Genomic DNA, 15,018 nt, shown 5'->3' with positions numbered 1-15,018 from the left:
GCAGGTCAGCGCGGCTTCCCGCCGCTGACCAACCGGTACAACTCGGCGTCGGGCGTGCGCACCACGATGCTCCACTGCGTGGATGCACGGACCGCCGCGCGGAGCCGGACGAAGTCCGCGTACGACTGGTTGCCGTAGCGCTCGTCGTACGCCCCGATCTGGTCGGAGACGAAGAGATAGTGAGCGGTGGCCGGCTGCTTCGCGAACTCGGCGGTGACCTGACGCAGATCGGTGACGGGGTCGTACTTCGCGCCCGCGGTGGTGGGGTACCCGGTGGTTCCGGGCTTCGCCTCCAGATCGCGGCTGGTGTAGATCACGTCCTGATAGCGGGCGGCCTGGAGTGCCGGCGAGGCGTTCTGCGTCCCCAGGTCGAGCACCAGCGACCCTGCGGGAGCCTGCGTCTCGAACATGTAGTCGGCGCGCACGGCCCCCGGGCTGATCACCCGCGCCCAGTCCATCCCCGTCTGACCCACGACGGCGATGGCCAGCATCCCCGTAGCCGCCAGTGCGACCACCGGGGTGCCCAGCCGCGCCCGGGCGAGCCACCGGCCCACGCCCAGGTGTCGCCCGGACACCTTCCGCAGGGCGAGGATCGCGAGCCAGGGCAGCGCGAACAAGGTGATCCGGAAGATCCCCTCACCGCCGTAGTTCGTCCCGAGCGAGAGGGTCACCGGGCTGGCGGCGGCGATCGCCAGCGTCCATGCGACCCGGTCGCGAGTGCGTACGAACATGAGCAGGGCGACGAAGCCGATCACGAAGAGCGCGAACGCCGGGAGGAGGAACGTCGCCTGCGTGACGAGCGGCTCGCCGACTGCTGACGGCGGGTGGGTCGGAGGTGCGATGTTCGCGATGACGTTGCCCACCTCGCCCGGTTCGACGTACGCCCGCAGGATGCCGAGGTTGGCCACGGTCCAGGCGAGCGCCGGCACCAGGACGATCAGCGGCGACCACCACGGCTTGATCGCCCGGGTGACCACCAGCACGCCGAGCGCGGCAGTCACTATGAAGGGGGTGATCTGATGCTGGACGACGATGGCGCACGCCACCGGCACCGCTGCGAGCACCCGCAGCCGGGCCCGGCGCTGGGACTCACCCTCGGGCGGAGCGAGCAGCAGCGCCACGATGCTCAGCCCGGGCGCGAACGCGAGGACCTGCGGCGCGAAGTAGACCGTGTTGAGGGTGTTGCCGAGCGCGAAGATCCCACCGGCGATCCACGCGCGCCGCGGCGAGAGGATCCGGCCGGCGAGGACCCGTACGGCGAGCGCCTCCATCCCCATCGCGAACACCGGCCACCACGTCGCGACGGTGAACGGGTCGTGGATGCCGCTGGCGGAGATGAGCCATGCCTGTCCGGTGAACAGACCCGACCACGCCTGATAGATGTCGGTGCTCGGACGCACCTGGTGGTAGGTGAGGACGTAGCGGATCACCCCGACGTGCCGCGCGGCGGTCGGGAGCGCCGGCAGCGCGTAGACCAGTGCCTGGCTGGCGATCACGACCACGGCCGCCGAGATCACCGACACCCAGGGCCGCACCCTGCGAACGACGGCGGCCACGAACGCCGTGACGATCAGCGCCAGGCCGAGGAACCAGGTGGGCAGCACCAGAGCCGTGAGACCTCCGCGTACCGGCCCGGAGTGGTGCGGCGGGGCGCTCAGCAGGCTGATCAGCACGCCCACGACCGCGGGCCACCCCGTCCACAGCGCGTCACGGGACACCAGCGGACGCACCGACCAGAGCAGCCAGTCGACGTCACGGTGTCGCACGACGAACGCGGCCAGTGAGATCACGCTGGCGCCGCCGACCACGGCGTATGCACCGCCGGGATGCCACTGCGCGGACAGCGCCATGCCCATCCCGACACCGGTGACGACCGTGGCCGAACCGACCCAGCTGAAGAGCACCAGCGACGAGGGGCGCAGGCCCTCGACCCAGATGCAGATCGCGAGACCGGGCACCAGCTGCAGCAGCAACCACGTCCCGCCGCTTCCCAGGTCGTGCACCCCCAGCAGACGTGCGGCCAGCACCACCGCGACGGCGCCGAGCGTGACGATCGCGACGTCGACGTACGAGGTGACCGACAGCCCGCCGCCCGAAGAGGACGCCGGCGGCGTCCACGGCGTCCAGCGAGACCAGCGAGCTCGCAGCGAGGTCTTCGGCGTGCGGGTCGGCTGCCCCTGCTCGCGTGGCGGGGCGTCGGGCCCGGTGGCGTTTCCCGCGACCGGTCGCCCGCCCGCGCCGCTGCCGCGCGTGGCCGACCGGGGCCTCCTGACCTGGAGCCGTGCCATCAATGTCCCTCCGCGGGTCCTCCGCGTGTCGGAGCCGCCCCTCGGAATGGCAGGAACGGCGGTGTGGTCGGGGTCGGACGATCTGCCCTGCAGCGTGCGCAGCGACATCAACAGGGGCACGACGCACAACAGCCCGAAGACGAGCCGCGCGACATTCCACCAGGTGCTCTGCGGGAGGTAGGTCGAACCGCCGGACAGCAGCATCATCGCGACGAGGAAGCCCAGGCTGGTCCTGCTCGACGGCGAGCGGCCGTGCAGGGCCACGACCGAACGGCGCAGCCACAGCGTCTGTGCGCTCAGCCCGGCCAGCGTACCGATCGCGGCCGCCTCCAGATGGAGGGAGGACAGCAGCGCGAAGGTCACCACCAGCTTGGCCACCACGGCGATCGCGGCGCTCCAGGCGATCGGTGCCGATCTGCGCACCGTGATCAGCATCCGCGAGGACGCCGCACCCGCCGCCACGGGGAGGGAGGACAGGCCCACCAGGAACACGATCCGCGCCAACGGAGCCGGGTGGTAGCTGGGCGTGACGAAGACCCGCAGGAGCGGTGGGGCGGCGACGGTGACGGCCAGCAGAGCCCACCCGAGCAGCCAGTAGAGACCGTCCCGCGAGGCACCGATCACCCGCCAGCGTTCCTCGACGTCGAGGATGCTCTTGAATCGCGGCAGCCAGGCGCGGTTGGTGAAGAGCAGGATGAGCGTGACCGCGTTGCCGATCACGAACGCCACCTGGTAGCGGGCCACCTCTCCCGGACCCAGCGCGCGCTGGATGATGAACCGGTCGCCGGCGGTGAGGATGAAGTCCGAGAGGCCGGCGAAGACCAGGGGTATACCGAGCCGGAGCGCGAGTCGCGTGGTGGCCAGGTCGGCGATCCCCCGCCAACGCGGCCGGGTCCAGATCACGCCCAGGACCAGGGCCGCCCACTGCGCGGTGACGATGCCGAGGCCGTACATCTGCGCCGACCGGTGGACGCCGAGCACCAGTCCCAGACCGATGAACTGCCCGCTCACCGTGGACACGACGCTCACCGTCATGAACCGGGCCAGACGGTCTTCGGCCTGCAGGATCGCCAGCACCATCTGCACCGCGGCTCCCGGTGCAGTCCAGGCGAGCGCGACGTACACCATTTGCTGGCTGCCGGTGAAGCCCAGCGCCGGCCCCCACAACGGCGAGAGGACGAGGAAGGCCGTGATGACGACGAAGGCGAACACGATGCCGGTGGCGAGCAGCCCGCGTCCGCGCCGGTCGTCCGCGCCGTCCTCGACCCGCTGCATCTCCAGCGCCTGATCGAGCCCGAACGTGGCCAGGACCGCGACCAGCTGGTAGAGCGCGATGGCCGCCGACAGGACACCGAAGTCCGAGCGGGGCAGCAGGTGGGTGAGGAACGGGGAGACCAGCGTGGAGATGAGCAGCTGACCGGACCAGGCGAGGACGTAGAGCAGGCCGCGGCCGAACAGTCCGTGAGTGGCGGTGGCGTCGACCGCCGGGGCGTCCGTTGCCGCTGCGGTCATGCGCGGTGCCGGGCGCGCTGGGAGTTCCGCTCGGCGCACGACATGGCGCCGATTCTAGGTGCGCAATCGATCGGCTGCTGCGCAGTTCGCGGACTCTCACGACTGCTCGGTACGCACCGTCGTCATGGTGGTGACACCCTGGGATCCAGCATCCCAGCGGCTACCCTCGTCCGCATGACTGCCAGCGACGGATCCGTCAGGCCGGCGATCCGTCCGCAGGACAGCATGCACCGGCGACTCAACACCTCGCTGCGGATCGGGTACCGCTTGCACGAGAAGGGTCACCGCCGCCTCGGCCTCGCGGTCGACGCGCTGAACAGACTGGTGTTCACCGCAGACATCCCCGGCCGTCTCGCGCTGCCGGACGACGTCACATTCATGCACAACGGGCTCGGGACCATCGTCGACGAGCACGTGGTCTTCGAGGGCCCGGCCCTGATCTACCAGCACGTCACGCTGGGTTACGCGGTGCGCTGGGGAGGCGACGACGCGGTGCCCACCATCGGTTCGCACGTCATCATCGGGGCCGGTGCGACGGTCGTGGGCGGCATCCGGATCGGGTCCGGAAGCTTCATCGGCGCGGGCGCGGTGGTCAATTTCGACGTACCCGACAACCACATGGTCGCGCCGGGGCGCGCCACGATGAAGCCGCTCGAAGTGCCCGGCGCGCAGAAGTACTGGGAGACGTGCTGATCGGGTCGTCGCGGCCGGTACGGGCGTCAGCATGAGCGATGACGACCGCGGCGTGGGCGGCCACGAGCACCGGTTGCCGCCGACCATCGCCGTGCTGGTCGCGATCGCGCTCTACACGCTGCTTCCCGATTCCCTGCTCTTCGCACCACGATTCGTCATCCCGGCGATCGAGATCGTGCTGCTCGTCGCCCTGATCGCCACCAACCCCCGGCGGCTCACCCGCGAGACGCGCTGGTCGGGCTGGGTGGCCATCGGACAGTGCGGGTTGCTGATCCTGGCCAACCTGGTCGCTCTGGGCATGCTGGTGCACGCCGTGGTGCATGCCGGCAAGGGCCACGATCTGCTCTACGGCGGCTTGCAGGTGTGGGCCACCAACGTCATCGGATTCGCGCTGCTCTACTGGGAGTTGGATCGCGGTGGTCCGGTACGCCGGCGCGAGGCGACCCGCGGACAACTCCCCTCCGCGGACTGGCGCTTCTCCCAGGACGAGAACCACGACGCGGCCGCCGAAGTGGCGCGAACCTCCTCGATCACCAGCAACTGGCGGCCGGTCTTCGTGGACTACCTCTACCTGTCACTGACCAACTCCAGCGCATTCAGCCCCACGGACACGATGCCGTTGACCAGCCGCGCCAAGCTGCTGATGGGCACCCAGGCCACGGCTGCACTGCTCACCTCCCTGCTGGTCGTGGCGCGGGCGGTCGGGGTCATCGGCTGACGGACCGGCGTCCGTCGGTTCCACGGTCGCCTCCCGTGACCCGCAGGTTCGCGGTCTCCCCCGTCGGTGATGTTTGGGGTCGCCTGCCGGACGGGTACCCCCACCATGGCCGCGCCTGCGATCAGCTGCGCGGACACGAGCACGACGAATGCGGCGTACGCCGCGCGGACGGACGGCACCACATGAGAGCACTCACCTGGCAGGGCACGGAAAAGGTCAGCGTCGAGACCGTGCCGGATCCGAGCATCCAGGCACCGACGGACGCGATCATCAAGGTCACCTCGACGGCGATCTGCGGATCCGACCTGCACCTGTACAAGGTGCTCGGGCCGTTCCTGCACCCCGGCGACGTCCTCGGCCACGAGACCATGGGTGTGGTGCAGGAGGTCGGCTCCGACGTGCACCACATCGCGCCCGGTGACCGGGTCGTCATCCCCTTCAACATCTCGTGCGGGCACTGCTGGATGTGCGAGCGCGGGCTGATGGCCCAGTGCGAGACCACCCAGGTGAAGTCCCAGGGCAAGGGCGCCAGCCTCTTCGGGTTCACCGACCTGTACGGCGCCGTGCCCGGCGGACAGGCGCAGTATCTGCGGGTGCCGCAGGCCCAGTTCGGTCCGGTCAAGATCGAGGGCGACGGCCCCGACGAGCGCTACCTCTACCTGTCCGACATCCTGCCGACCGCCTGGCAGGGCGTGGAGTACGCCGAGGTCCCCGACGGCGGCACGATCGCGGTGCTCGGTCTCGGCCCGGTGGGTCAGCTCGCCACCCGGATCGCCCACCAGCGCGGCCTGCGGGTCATCGGGGTCGACCTGGTCCCCGAACGCCTCGACGCGGCCGCCAGGTTCGGCATCGAGGTGCTCGACATGAGCCAGTCCGACGACGTGGCCGCCGAGCTGCTCGACCGCACCGACGGCCGCGGCCCTGACAGCGTGCTGGACGCCGTGGGCATGGAGGCCCACGGGTCGCCCCTGCTGGAGACCGCGATCACCGCCGCCGGCCACCTTCCGGACATCATCGCCAAGCCGTTCACCGACAAGGCCGGGGTGGACCGCACCGCAGCGCTCATCACCGCCATGAAGGGCGTGCGCCGAGGCGGCACCGTGTCGGTCAGCGGCGTCTACGGCGGCGAGGCCGATCCGCTGCCGATGATGGAGATGTTCGACCGGGGCATCTCCATCCGGATGGGCCAGTGCCACGTCAAGCGTTGGATCGATGACCTGATGCCCTTCGTGGAGGACCCCGCCGACCCGTTCGGACTGACCGAGCTCGCGACCCACCGGCCGTCGCTCGAGGACGCACCCGCGGCGTACGAGATGTTCCAGAAGAAGCAGGACGGATGCGTCAAGGTGGTCCTCAAGCCGTGAGCGCGTCCGACGAGAGCGACTGGCTGCCGTTCTACCTGCGTGACCACTTCGCCGGGGCGACGGCGGGTGTGCAGCTCTTCGACCGCGTCGCGAACGGCCATAGCGACGAGACGGTGCGCGAGGAGGTCGCGCAGTTGCGCATGGAGGTCGGCGAGGACCGTTCCGCACTCGGCTCGATGATGACGGCGCTGCGGATCCGGCAGCTGTCCCTCACCATGCTGGTCGGCATGCTCGGTGAGTACGCCGGCCGTCTCAAGCCGAACGGCGCGCTGCTGCAACGGTCCTCCGGATCCGACGTCTTCGAGCTGGAGGCTCTGAGCTCCGCCGTGCAGGCCAAGTCACGCGTGTGGGAGACCCTTCTGATCCTGGCCGAGCACGACAGCCGGCTGGATCCCGAGCGACTGCAGCAGCTCCTGGACCGCGCCGAGGACCAGCGCCAGCGTCTCGGCGACCTGCACGCCCGGTTCCTGCAGCAGCTGGTCGGTCGCTGACCGACGCCGACAGGGTCGCGGCGCGCTCGATGGGGCGCGCCGCGACCCTGCTCGCTCAGCGGGCGCGACGTACCCGGCGTTCGTCCCACACCGGCTCGTGCGACTCGTAGACGTCGCCCTCCTGACCGAAGACCAGGAAGCGGTCGAAACCGCGGGTGAACCACCGGTCGTGCGTGACCGCCACGACGGTGCCCTGGAACGCCGCGAGCCCCTCCTCCAGCGCCTCGGCCGAGTGCAGGTCGAGGTTGTCGGTGGGTTCGTCCAGGAGCAGCAACGTCGCGCCCGACAGCTCCAGCAGCAGGATCTGGAACCGCGCCTGCTGGCCGCCGGACAACGAGTCGAAGGTCTGCTCCGCGGAGCGCGCCAACTCGTAGCGGTCCAACGCCCGCGACGCCTGCTCGCGAGCCATCCCGTCGCGGTGCTCGTCGCCGCGGTGCAGGATCTCCAGCAGCGTGCGTCGCAGCAGCGCCGGGTGCTGATGGGTCTGCGCGAACCACCCCGGCCGCACCCGGGAGCCCAGGCGCGCGATGCCCTGGTGCAGCACGGGATCCGGCTGCACGTCGCCGACCGGCTGGTGCTCCAGGTCGGGGTCGCTGCCCCCGGCTGCGAGCAGCCGCAGGAAGTGCGACTTGCCCGACCCGTTCGACCCGAGAACGGCCACGCGCTCGCCGTACCAGATCTCCAGATCGAAGGGTCGCATCAGGATCTCGCTCGGCGACGACGTGCCGCCCGCAGCGAGCTCGAGGCGCTCGCAGATCACCGCGCGCTTGGCGGTCCGGCCGCCGGTGAGGCGCATCGTGACCTTCTGCTCGTTCGGGGTGACCTCCGGCGGCCCCGCCTCCTCGAAGCGGCGCAACCGGGTCTGCGCGGCCTGGTAGCGCGCCGCCATGTCGGAGTTGTAGGCGGCCTTCTGCTTGTACATCAGCACGAGGGCCTTGAGCTTCGCCTGCTCCTCGTCCCAGCGCTTGCGCAGCTCCTCGAGCCTGTCGTTGCGGTCTGTGCGTGCCTGCGCGTACGACGCGAACCGTCCCGGGTGCATCCAGGCGATCGACCCTGCGCCGGTGGGCTCCAGGGTCGCGACGCGCGTAGCCACCTGGTCGAGCAGCTCCCGGTCGTGGCTGACGAAGAGCACCGTCTTGGGAGACTCGTTCAGCGCGCTCTCGAGCCAGCGCTTGGTGGGCACGTCGAGGTAGTTGTCCGGCTCGTCGAGCAGCAGCACCTCCTGCGGCCCGCGCAGCAGCGCCTCCAGCACCAGCCGCTTCTGCTCACCGCCGGACAGGGTGGCGACATCGCGCCACTGCGCCTTGTCGTAGGGCACCCCGAGAGCCGCGACCGTGCAGACGTCCCAGAGGATCTCGGCCTCGTAGCCGCCCACCTCGCCCCAGTCGACGAGCGCCTGGGCGTAGGCCATCTGGGTGGGTTCGTCGTCGCGCTCCATCATGGCCAGCTCGGCGGCGTCCACCGCCCGCGCCGCCTGCGCCACGAGCTGCGGGGCGACGCCGACCAGCAGATCCCGCACGGTGGCACTCGTGCCGTCGCGGCCCACCTGGCCGATGAACTGGCGCATGACGCCGAGTCCCCCGGTGCGGGTGACGGCACCGGAGTCGGCCTGGATCTCCCCCGAGATGATCCGCAGCAGCGTGGTCTTCCCGGTGCCGTTGGGCCCGACCAGTGCGACCTTCGCGCCCTCACCCACCCGCAGGCTCACGTCGCCGAGCAGCGGCCTGCCGTCGGGCAGGTGATATCCGATGCCGTTCACGTCCACGTGGCCCACAGGCGTCGATTCTCCCTGTCGACGCACGATGCGTCATTTCGTTTTCTCCGCCGGATGTCGGTGGCCGCTCCTATCGTCGATGCACGGGAAAGATCTGGCAGGAGCACGCAAGAGAGGATCGATCATGCCGGCACCGGGAGTACACACCGAGAACGAGGACGTCGCGCTCTTCCTGGGCGCGCAGATCGGCGCCATCCGCAACGCGGCGTACGAGCTGACCGAGGCGCAGGCGCGCGAGACGCCCTGTCGCAGCACCCTTTCCATCGGAGGTCTGATCACGCATGCGATCTACGTGATGGAGGGCAGGTTGCGGCGCGACGCGAAAGGCACTCGCACGACGGAGCTCACACCGGAGGGTTTCGCCAGATTCGCCGGCAGCTTCGCCCTGGCGGAGGACGACACCCTGGAGGCTGCGCTGCAGCGGTTCGACGCCGCTGCCGAGGCCTACCTGGCCAGCGTGCGCTCCGCCGATCCCGATGCCACATCCATCGAGCCGCCGGCGCCCTGGGACGGCGTGCTGGAGGACACCCCCACGAAGGAGCGGTTCTACCTGCTGCACCACATCGAGGAGCTGGCCCGGCACGCCGGGCACGCCGACATCATCCGGGAGCAGATCGACGGAGCCGACGGAGCATCGCTCGCGGCCGCGGCCGAGGGGCGCCCGGCCAACGACTTCGTCAAGCCCTGGTCGCCGCCCGGGTGAGAATGGCCCGGTGAGCGCCACCATCGACCTGAACGCCGACCTGGGTGAGAGCTTCGGTCGGTGGCAGCTCGGCGACGACGACGCCCTGCTGGAGCTGGTCACCTCCGCGAACGTGGCCTGCGGTTTCCACGCCGGCGACCCGGCCACGCTCGTACGCACCTGTCAGGCCGCGGCCGCGGGCGGCGTACGGGTGGGCGCCCAGGTCGGCTATCGCGACCTGGCCGGATTCGGGCGCCGCTTCATCGACGTGTCACCGCAGGATCTCTTCGCGGACGTCGTCTATCAGATCGGGGCGCTCGACGGGATCGCCCGCACTCAGGGCACCCGGGTGGCATACGTCAAGCCGCACGGCGCGCTCTACAACGCGATCGTGCACCACGAGGCGCAGGCCGCCGCAGTCGTGGCTGCCGTCCGCGCGGTCGACGAGAGCCTGCCGATCCTCGGGCTCCCGGGATCCGCGGTGCTGGCCGCGGCACGTGAGTCCGGTCTGCGGACCGTCGCCGAGGCGTTCGCCGACCGCGCGTACACCGCCGACGGCGTCCTGGTCGACCGCCGCCGTCCCGGCGCCGTTCTCGACGACGCGGAAGCGGTCGCCGAGCGTGTGGTGGCGATGGTCGTCACCGGGCGGGTGCGTTCCATCGACGGGTCGGACGTGGAGGTGACCCCGGACTCGGTGTGCCTGCACGGCGATTCGCCGGGTGCCGTCGCCATGGCACGGGCGGTGCGCTCAGCCCTCTCGACAGCCGGGGTGCGGATCGCCTCGTTCCTGGACTGAGGGTCGGGCGATGCGACTGCTGCCGTGCGGGGAGTCGGCCATCCTGGTCGAGCTGGACTCCACCAGGGAGCGGGACGCGCTGCACGACTGGTTGCGCTCGTCGCGCCCGGCCGCCGTCGCGTCATACGTCCCGGCGCATCTCACGGTGCTCGTCGTGGTCGTGACACCCGCGCAGGTGCCGTCGGTCGCCGACTGGCTGCGCGCCCTGACACTGTCCGACCCGCCCGCACGGCCGACCGGGGCGTCGGAGGAGCTCGTCGTGGAGGTGACCTACGACGGCGCCGATCTGCGCGATGTCGCCGACCATCTCGGCATCACGCCGGACGAGGTCGTACGACGGCACACGCAGCAGCGCTGGCACGTCGAATTCGTCGGTTTCAAGCCAGGGTTCGGTTACCTGATCGGTGACAGCGGCGGCCTGCACGTGCCCCGCCGGAAGTCGCCGCGCACCCGCATCCCTCGGGGCGCGGTCGCACTGGCCGGCGACTACTCCGGTGTCTATCCATCGCCCTCACCCGGTGGATGGCAGCTCATCGGGCACACCGGACAGGTGCTCTTCGACCCGGACGCCACGCCTGCCGCCCGGCTGATCGCCGGCACCGTGGTGCGCTTCGTCGAGGTGGCTGCCCGTGGCTGAGCTCGAGGTGCTGGCCGTCGGGCCGCAGGCGCTGGTCGAGGATCTCGGCAGGCCGGGGGTCGCGCACCTCGGCGTCCCCGCCTCCGGCGCTGCCGACCGCGCCTCGCTGGCGCAGGGCAATCGGCTCCTCGGCAACCCCGCGGGCGCCGCGGGCATCGAGGTGCTGCTCGGCGGCTTCGCCTGCCGCGTCGACTCCCCCGTGCTGCTCGCCCTCACGGGCGCACCGGTCGCCGCCACGCTCGATGACGAGCCGGCGCCCTTCGGCACCCCGTTCGCCGTACGCCGAGGCCAGCGGCTGGCGCTCTCGACCCCGGAGCACGAGATGCGGACCTACCTCTGCGTGCGCGGCGGCCTCGGCGGCACCCGGCACTTCGGCAGCGTCGCCGCCGACCCGACCTCCGGGCTCGGCACCCCGCCCCTCGCGCCCGGCGACCGACTCCCGATCGGGACCGCGTCCGATGAACCCACCGCCGGCCTCGCGGTCGCCGGTGTCGACACGGCGGGCGCCCCCATCGAGGTTCGCGCCACATGGGGACCGCGTCAGGACCGGCTGACCGGGCGCGCGGCCCGGCAGTTGGCCGAGGGCGTCTGGACCGTCAGCCCGCAACTCGACCGGGTCGGCATCCGCCTCGAGGGCGCCACGCTCAGCCTGCGCAGCGACGAACAGCTGAGCAGTGAGGGCGTCGTCCGCGGCGCGGTCCAGGTGCCGCCGTCCGGTGCGCCGGTGATCTTCCTGGCCGACCACCCCACGACCGGCGGGTACCCCGTGGTGGCCGTGGTGGCCGATCGCGACACCGACCGGCTCGCTCAACTGCGCCCCGGTGACCGACTCCGGCTGCGGCTGCGCCCCGTGTCCTGGACCACCGACTGAGCCTGCAGCTCAGATCGGGTCGCGCGTCCTGCGGGACTGCGTGGCCCGCGCCGCCAGTTCGTCGTCGGGCGGGTAGGTGACCTCTTCGAGGCACAGTCCGTGCGGTGGCATGACCGTCACCGCCGGGTGGCGCCCGCGCTCGCGCAGCACCTGAGTCGGCCACTGCACCTCCCGACGCCCTTCGCCGACCGGCAGCACGACACCCACCAGCGACCGCACCATCGAGTGGCAGAAGGCATCGGCGAGCACGGTGGCCGCCACCGTGCCGTCCTCCTCGCGCACCCAGCGGTAGTCCAACAGGGTGCGCACCGTGGTCGCACCCTCCCGCCGTTTGCAGAACGCCGCGAAGTCGTTCAGGCCCGCCAGGTTCCGCGCCGCGGCATCCATCAGACCCACGTCGACGGGGTGCTTGACCAGGACGGTGTCGCGGCGCCGGACCGGGTCGAGGGTCGCCGGGTCATCGCAGATCCGATAGCTGTAGCGACGGCTGGTGGCCGAGAAGCGCGCGTCGAAGCCCTCCGGCGCCCGCTGCACCCGGCGGACGACCACGTCGCGCGGCAGCACCCCGTTCAGGCGACGCACGGCGGCATCGGCCGACGTCCGTGGTGAGCGAGCGGGCAACCCCTCGTACGACGCGTCGTCCAGGTCGAGGTGGCAGACGGCGCCTCGCGCGTGCACTCCGGCATCGGTGCGCCCCGCGACGGTCAGACGGGGTGCGTCCTGGCGCAGGATCGTCCCCCACGCCTGCGCCAGTGTCTCCTCGACGGTCCGCAGACCGGGTTGTGCAGCCCACCCCGAGAAGTCGCTGCCGTCGTACCCGAAGTCCATCCGCAGCCGCACCCGTAGAGGGTATCCGGCGGCGCGTGAGGTCACATCGGTCAACGGACCCGTCGTACGCCGCGGACGTGCCACCATGCGCTGGTGCCCCCACCCGCAGACTTCACCCGACGCCGGGTCGCGGTGGCCGGCGGGTTCGCCACCCAGGGTCTGGTCTTCATCGCGCTCAGCACCAGGCTCCCGGCGATCCAGCACCGGTTCCACATCGGACCGGGCGAGTTCTCGGCACTGCTGCTGGCCCTGGTGGCCGCCGCCGGGGCCGGCTCCCTCACCGCCGAGCAACTGGCACCCCGGCGGGGAAGCGCCACCGCGCTACGCGTCGGTTTCACCCTCATGCTCCTCGCGCTGCCGGTCGTCGGGTTCAGTCATCGGCTGTGGCTGCTCGCGATCGGGATGGCGCTCTACGGCTGGGCGCTCGGCATGGTCGACGCCACGACGAACATGCAGGGAGTGACCCTCGAGCACGCGGTGGGTCGCCCGATCATGCCGACCTTCCACGCCGCATGGACCCTTGGCGGCATCCTCGGCACCCTGCTGGCGCTGGCGTTGACCCACGTGTCCCTGGGCGTCGCCGCGCTCGTCCTCGCTCTCCTCCCCCTGGCCGCCATCTTCCTGCCGTACCTACGGGCGAGCGGACCCTTCGAGGCGGCGCCGCCGACGGACCTGGGACCCGCGGGCGTCGAGGTGCCGTGGCGTCGCATCCTCGTGGTCGGCGCGGCCCTCGTGCTCTTCTACATGGTCGACACGGCGGTCACGACGTGGGGGCCCACCTACCTGGACCGCACGTTCGGCGCCCCGGGAGGACTCGTCGCGGTCGCCACGCTGCCCTACCTCGTGGCGTCCCTGATCGGTCGTGGGTCAGGTGATCGCTTGGCGGCGCGCTTCGGGGCCACGCCGCTGCTGCGGGTGGGCGCGTGCCTCGGCGCGGTGGGGCTCGCGATCGTCGTCCTCGCGCCGTCCTCGTACGTCGCGATGGGCGGCTTCGTGGTCCTCGGCGTCGGTGTCGCGGTGGTCGCGCCGCTGAGCTTCTCCGCGGCGGCGTCCATCGCCCACGAAGGGTCCGGGCTCGACCCCGCGGCCGAGCGTGCCCGGGTCGACGCGGTCATCGCGCGCTTCAACCAGTTCAACTATCTTGGTGCGGTGCTGGGGTCGGTGATGACCGGAGCGGTCGGCAAGGATTCGCTGCGCTACGGGTTCGCCCTCCCGATGGTGCTGATCCTCGGGATCGTCCCGCTCGCCCGGGCCTTCGGCCGCGACGCCGGCTCCCGGAGAACGACGACAGGGTCGCAGCGCGCCGTAGAGGGCGCGCCACGACCCTGATCTGGCTGGAGCACGCTCAGCCGTCGGTCGCCTCCGGGTCATCCGAAGCGGACTCCGCGTCAGCCGCGGTCGCTCCGGCCGAGGCCGTCTGCGCCCTCTTGTCGTCCGCTTCGGTGGTGCCTGCGGGAGCATCCTGCTCAGGGGTCGTGCCGTCGTCGCTGGGATCGGTCATCGATTCCTCCTAGGGGCCGAAGTGTGCCGCCCCCAGCCTCGCATCCCGTCGGCTGTCCCACTGCAGCACCCGGTCGTCCACACCCGGGGACGGCGAAGGGCCGCCACCCCCTGGGTGACGGCCCTTCGGCGAAACGGTGTGCAGGCTCAGTCGTCGGACTCGGAGGAGGCGTCGGACGCCTCTTCCGGGGCACCGGACTGCGCAGCCTCGCCACCGGCCGGCTCGAAGCCCGCGGCATGCGCGGCCTCGGCGGTGGTGAACCAGACCTCGGCCTCGGTCGAGTCGTACCACCGCGAACCCTCGACGTGGTACTTCATCGAGTCCTCGTTGCCCTTGACCACGAACTTCTCGGGGTCGGGCGACGCGCCGCCGTCCAGGGGGGCGGCCGACTCGGCGCCGTACTTGCCCTCGGCGGTCTTCGCGGAGTCGTCAGCCTTGTCGGCAGCCGAACGCCGGGTGGCGCTCTCTGCCTCGGCGACGACGGCGCGCTTGGGCTTGGCGTTGACGGTCTCGCGGACCAGCTCGATCACGGCCATCGGGGCGTTGTCGCCCTTGCGCGGCGCGATCTTGGTGATCCGGGTGTAACCGCCGCTGCGCTCGGCCATGTCGGGCGCGATCTCGGTGAAGAGACGGTGGACGACGCCCTTGTCGCGCACCACCGTCAGCACCCGGCGACGGGCGTGCAGGTCACCGCGCTTGGCGAAGGTGACCAGGCGCTCGGCCAGCGGACGCAACCGCTTGGCCTTGGCCTCGGTGGTGGTGATCCGGTCGTGCTCGAACAACGCCGTGGCCAGGTTGGCCAGGATGAGCCGCTCGTGCGCAGGACCGCCGCCGACGCGGGGGCCCTTGGTAGGGGTAGGCAT

At 71.2% G+C, this 15,018-nt stretch carries 14 protein-coding genes; 9 read left to right on the top strand and 5 right to left on the bottom strand.

Annotated elements, in window-relative coordinates; translation table 11 throughout:
* Positions 1-5 precede the first annotated feature (5 nt).
* Entirely contained in the window at positions 6-3,800 is a 3,795-nt protein-coding gene (locus LVQ62_RS07430; protein WP_233767045.1) for a lipopolysaccharide biosynthesis protein, read from the bottom strand.
* A gap of 174 nt (positions 3,801-3,974) precedes the next feature.
* On the opposite strand from LVQ62_RS07430, the gene LVQ62_RS07425 reads away from it, so the two are divergent.
* From LVQ62_RS07425 to LVQ62_RS07410, 4 genes are all read left to right on the top strand, one after another.
* Positions 3,975-4,493, top strand: a complete 519-nt coding sequence (locus LVQ62_RS07425) for a serine O-acetyltransferase (protein WP_233767043.1) — start codon at positions 3,975-3,977, stop codon at positions 4,491-4,493.
* 31 nt (positions 4,494-4,524) lie between these two features.
* Positions 4,525-5,211, top strand: a complete 687-nt coding sequence (locus LVQ62_RS07420; protein ID WP_233767041.1) for a hypothetical protein — start codon at positions 4,525-4,527, stop codon at positions 5,209-5,211.
* A gap of 182 nt (positions 5,212-5,393) precedes the next feature.
* Positions 5,394-6,575, top strand: coding sequence for a zinc-dependent alcohol dehydrogenase (locus LVQ62_RS07415; protein WP_233767686.1), 1,182 nt, complete (start codon positions 5,394-5,396; stop codon positions 6,573-6,575).
* Positions 6,572-7,066: a hypothetical protein gene (locus LVQ62_RS07410; RefSeq protein ID WP_233767039.1), complete on the top strand. Its 495-nt coding sequence runs from the start codon at positions 6,572-6,574 to the stop codon at positions 7,064-7,066. The genes LVQ62_RS07415 and LVQ62_RS07410 overlap by 4 nt, the downstream gene beginning before the upstream one ends.
* A gap of 55 nt (positions 7,067-7,121) precedes the next feature.
* On the opposite strand, the gene LVQ62_RS07405 is transcribed toward LVQ62_RS07410, so the two are convergent.
* Entirely contained in the window at positions 7,122-8,840 is a 1,719-nt protein-coding gene (locus LVQ62_RS07405) for an ABC-F family ATP-binding cassette domain-containing protein (RefSeq protein WP_233767036.1), read from the bottom strand.
* Positions 8,841-8,964: 124 nt separating this feature from the next.
* Here LVQ62_RS07405 and LVQ62_RS07400 point away from each other — a divergent pair, with 124 nt between their 5' ends.
* Genes LVQ62_RS07400 through LVQ62_RS07385 form a run of 4 tightly spaced genes read left to right on the top strand, consistent with a single transcriptional unit; the run spans position 8,965 to position 11,826 of the window.
* The gene (locus LVQ62_RS07400) at positions 8,965-9,543 is read left to right on the top strand and encodes a DUF664 domain-containing protein (RefSeq protein ID WP_233767033.1); all 579 of its coding nucleotides are present in this window, start codon (positions 8,965-8,967) and stop codon (positions 9,541-9,543) included.
* Between the two features lie 10 nt (positions 9,544-9,553).
* Entirely contained in the window at positions 9,554-10,318 is a 765-nt protein-coding gene (locus tag LVQ62_RS07395; RefSeq protein WP_233767031.1) for a LamB/YcsF family protein, read from the top strand.
* A gap of 10 nt (positions 10,319-10,328) precedes the next feature.
* The gene (locus LVQ62_RS07390; protein WP_233767027.1) at positions 10,329-10,955 is read left to right on the top strand and encodes an allophanate hydrolase subunit 1; all 627 of its coding nucleotides are present in this window, start codon (positions 10,329-10,331) and stop codon (positions 10,953-10,955) included.
* Positions 10,948-11,826, top strand: coding sequence for a biotin-dependent carboxyltransferase family protein (locus LVQ62_RS07385; protein WP_233767025.1), 879 nt, complete (start codon positions 10,948-10,950; stop codon positions 11,824-11,826). Before LVQ62_RS07390 ends, LVQ62_RS07385 begins: the two co-directional genes overlap by 8 nt.
* Positions 11,827-11,835: 9 nt before the next feature.
* Here LVQ62_RS07385 and truA read toward each other — a convergent pair whose 3' ends face one another.
* On the bottom strand, positions 11,836-12,666 hold the full coding sequence (gene truA / locus LVQ62_RS07380) for a tRNA pseudouridine(38-40) synthase TruA (RefSeq protein ID WP_233767683.1): 831 nt from the start codon (positions 12,664-12,666) through the stop codon (positions 11,836-11,838).
* An 81-nt stretch (positions 12,667-12,747) separates the two neighbouring features.
* Between truA and LVQ62_RS07375 the strand changes: the two genes are divergently transcribed.
* Positions 12,748-13,983 (top strand): MFS transporter, encoded by a 1,236-nt coding sequence (locus LVQ62_RS07375; protein ID WP_233767021.1) that lies wholly within the window; start codon positions 12,748-12,750, stop codon positions 13,981-13,983.
* Between the two features lie 16 nt (positions 13,984-13,999).
* On the opposite strand, the gene LVQ62_RS07370 is transcribed toward LVQ62_RS07375, so the two are convergent.
* Together LVQ62_RS07370 and rplQ are read right to left on the bottom strand one after the other, a co-directional pair.
* Positions 14,000-14,155: a hypothetical protein gene (locus tag LVQ62_RS07370; protein ID WP_208053215.1), complete on the bottom strand. Its 156-nt coding sequence runs from the start codon at positions 14,153-14,155 to the stop codon at positions 14,000-14,002.
* 146 nt (positions 14,156-14,301) lie between these two features.
* The gene (rplQ, locus tag LVQ62_RS07365) at positions 14,302-15,018 is read right to left on the bottom strand and encodes a 50S ribosomal protein L17 (RefSeq protein WP_233767019.1); all 717 of its coding nucleotides are present in this window, start codon (positions 15,016-15,018) and stop codon (positions 14,302-14,304) included.

It is taken from the genome of Allobranchiibius sp. GilTou73 (assembly GCF_021391335.1).
GTDB lineage: Bacteria > Actinomycetota > Actinomycetes > Actinomycetales > Dermatophilaceae > Allobranchiibius > Allobranchiibius huperziae.
The sequence above is the reverse complement of the archived record's forward strand: the minus strand, read 5'-3'. Positions and strand labels throughout refer to the sequence as shown.

Excerpts from the sequence above, each read along its gene's own strand:
- LVQ62_RS07400 (WP_233767033.1), top strand. The coding sequence starts at position 8,965 with ATGCCGGCACCGGGAGTACACACCGAGAACGAGGACGTCGCGCTCTTC.
- LVQ62_RS07420 (WP_233767041.1), top strand. The coding sequence starts at position 4,525 with ATGAGCGATGACGACCGCGGCGTGGGCGGCCACGAGCACCGGTTGCCG.
- LVQ62_RS07390 (WP_233767027.1), top strand. The coding sequence starts at position 10,329 with ATGCGACTGCTGCCGTGCGGGGAGTCGGCCATCCTGGTCGAGCTGGAC.
- rplQ (WP_233767019.1), bottom strand. The coding sequence starts at position 15,018 with ATGCCTACCCCTACCAAGGGCCCCCGCGTCGGCGGCGGTCCTGCGCAC.
- LVQ62_RS07425 (WP_233767043.1), top strand. The coding sequence starts at position 3,975 with ATGACTGCCAGCGACGGATCCGTCAGGCCGGCGATCCGTCCGCAGGAC.
- LVQ62_RS07430 (WP_233767045.1), bottom strand. The coding sequence starts at position 3,800 with ATGACCGCAGCGGCAACGGACGCCCCGGCGGTCGACGCCACCGCCACT.
- LVQ62_RS07370 (WP_208053215.1), bottom strand. The coding sequence starts at position 14,155 with ATGACCGATCCCAGCGACGACGGCACGACCCCTGAGCAGGATGCTCCC.
- LVQ62_RS07415 (WP_233767686.1), top strand. The coding sequence starts at position 5,394 with ATGAGAGCACTCACCTGGCAGGGCACGGAAAAGGTCAGCGTCGAGACC.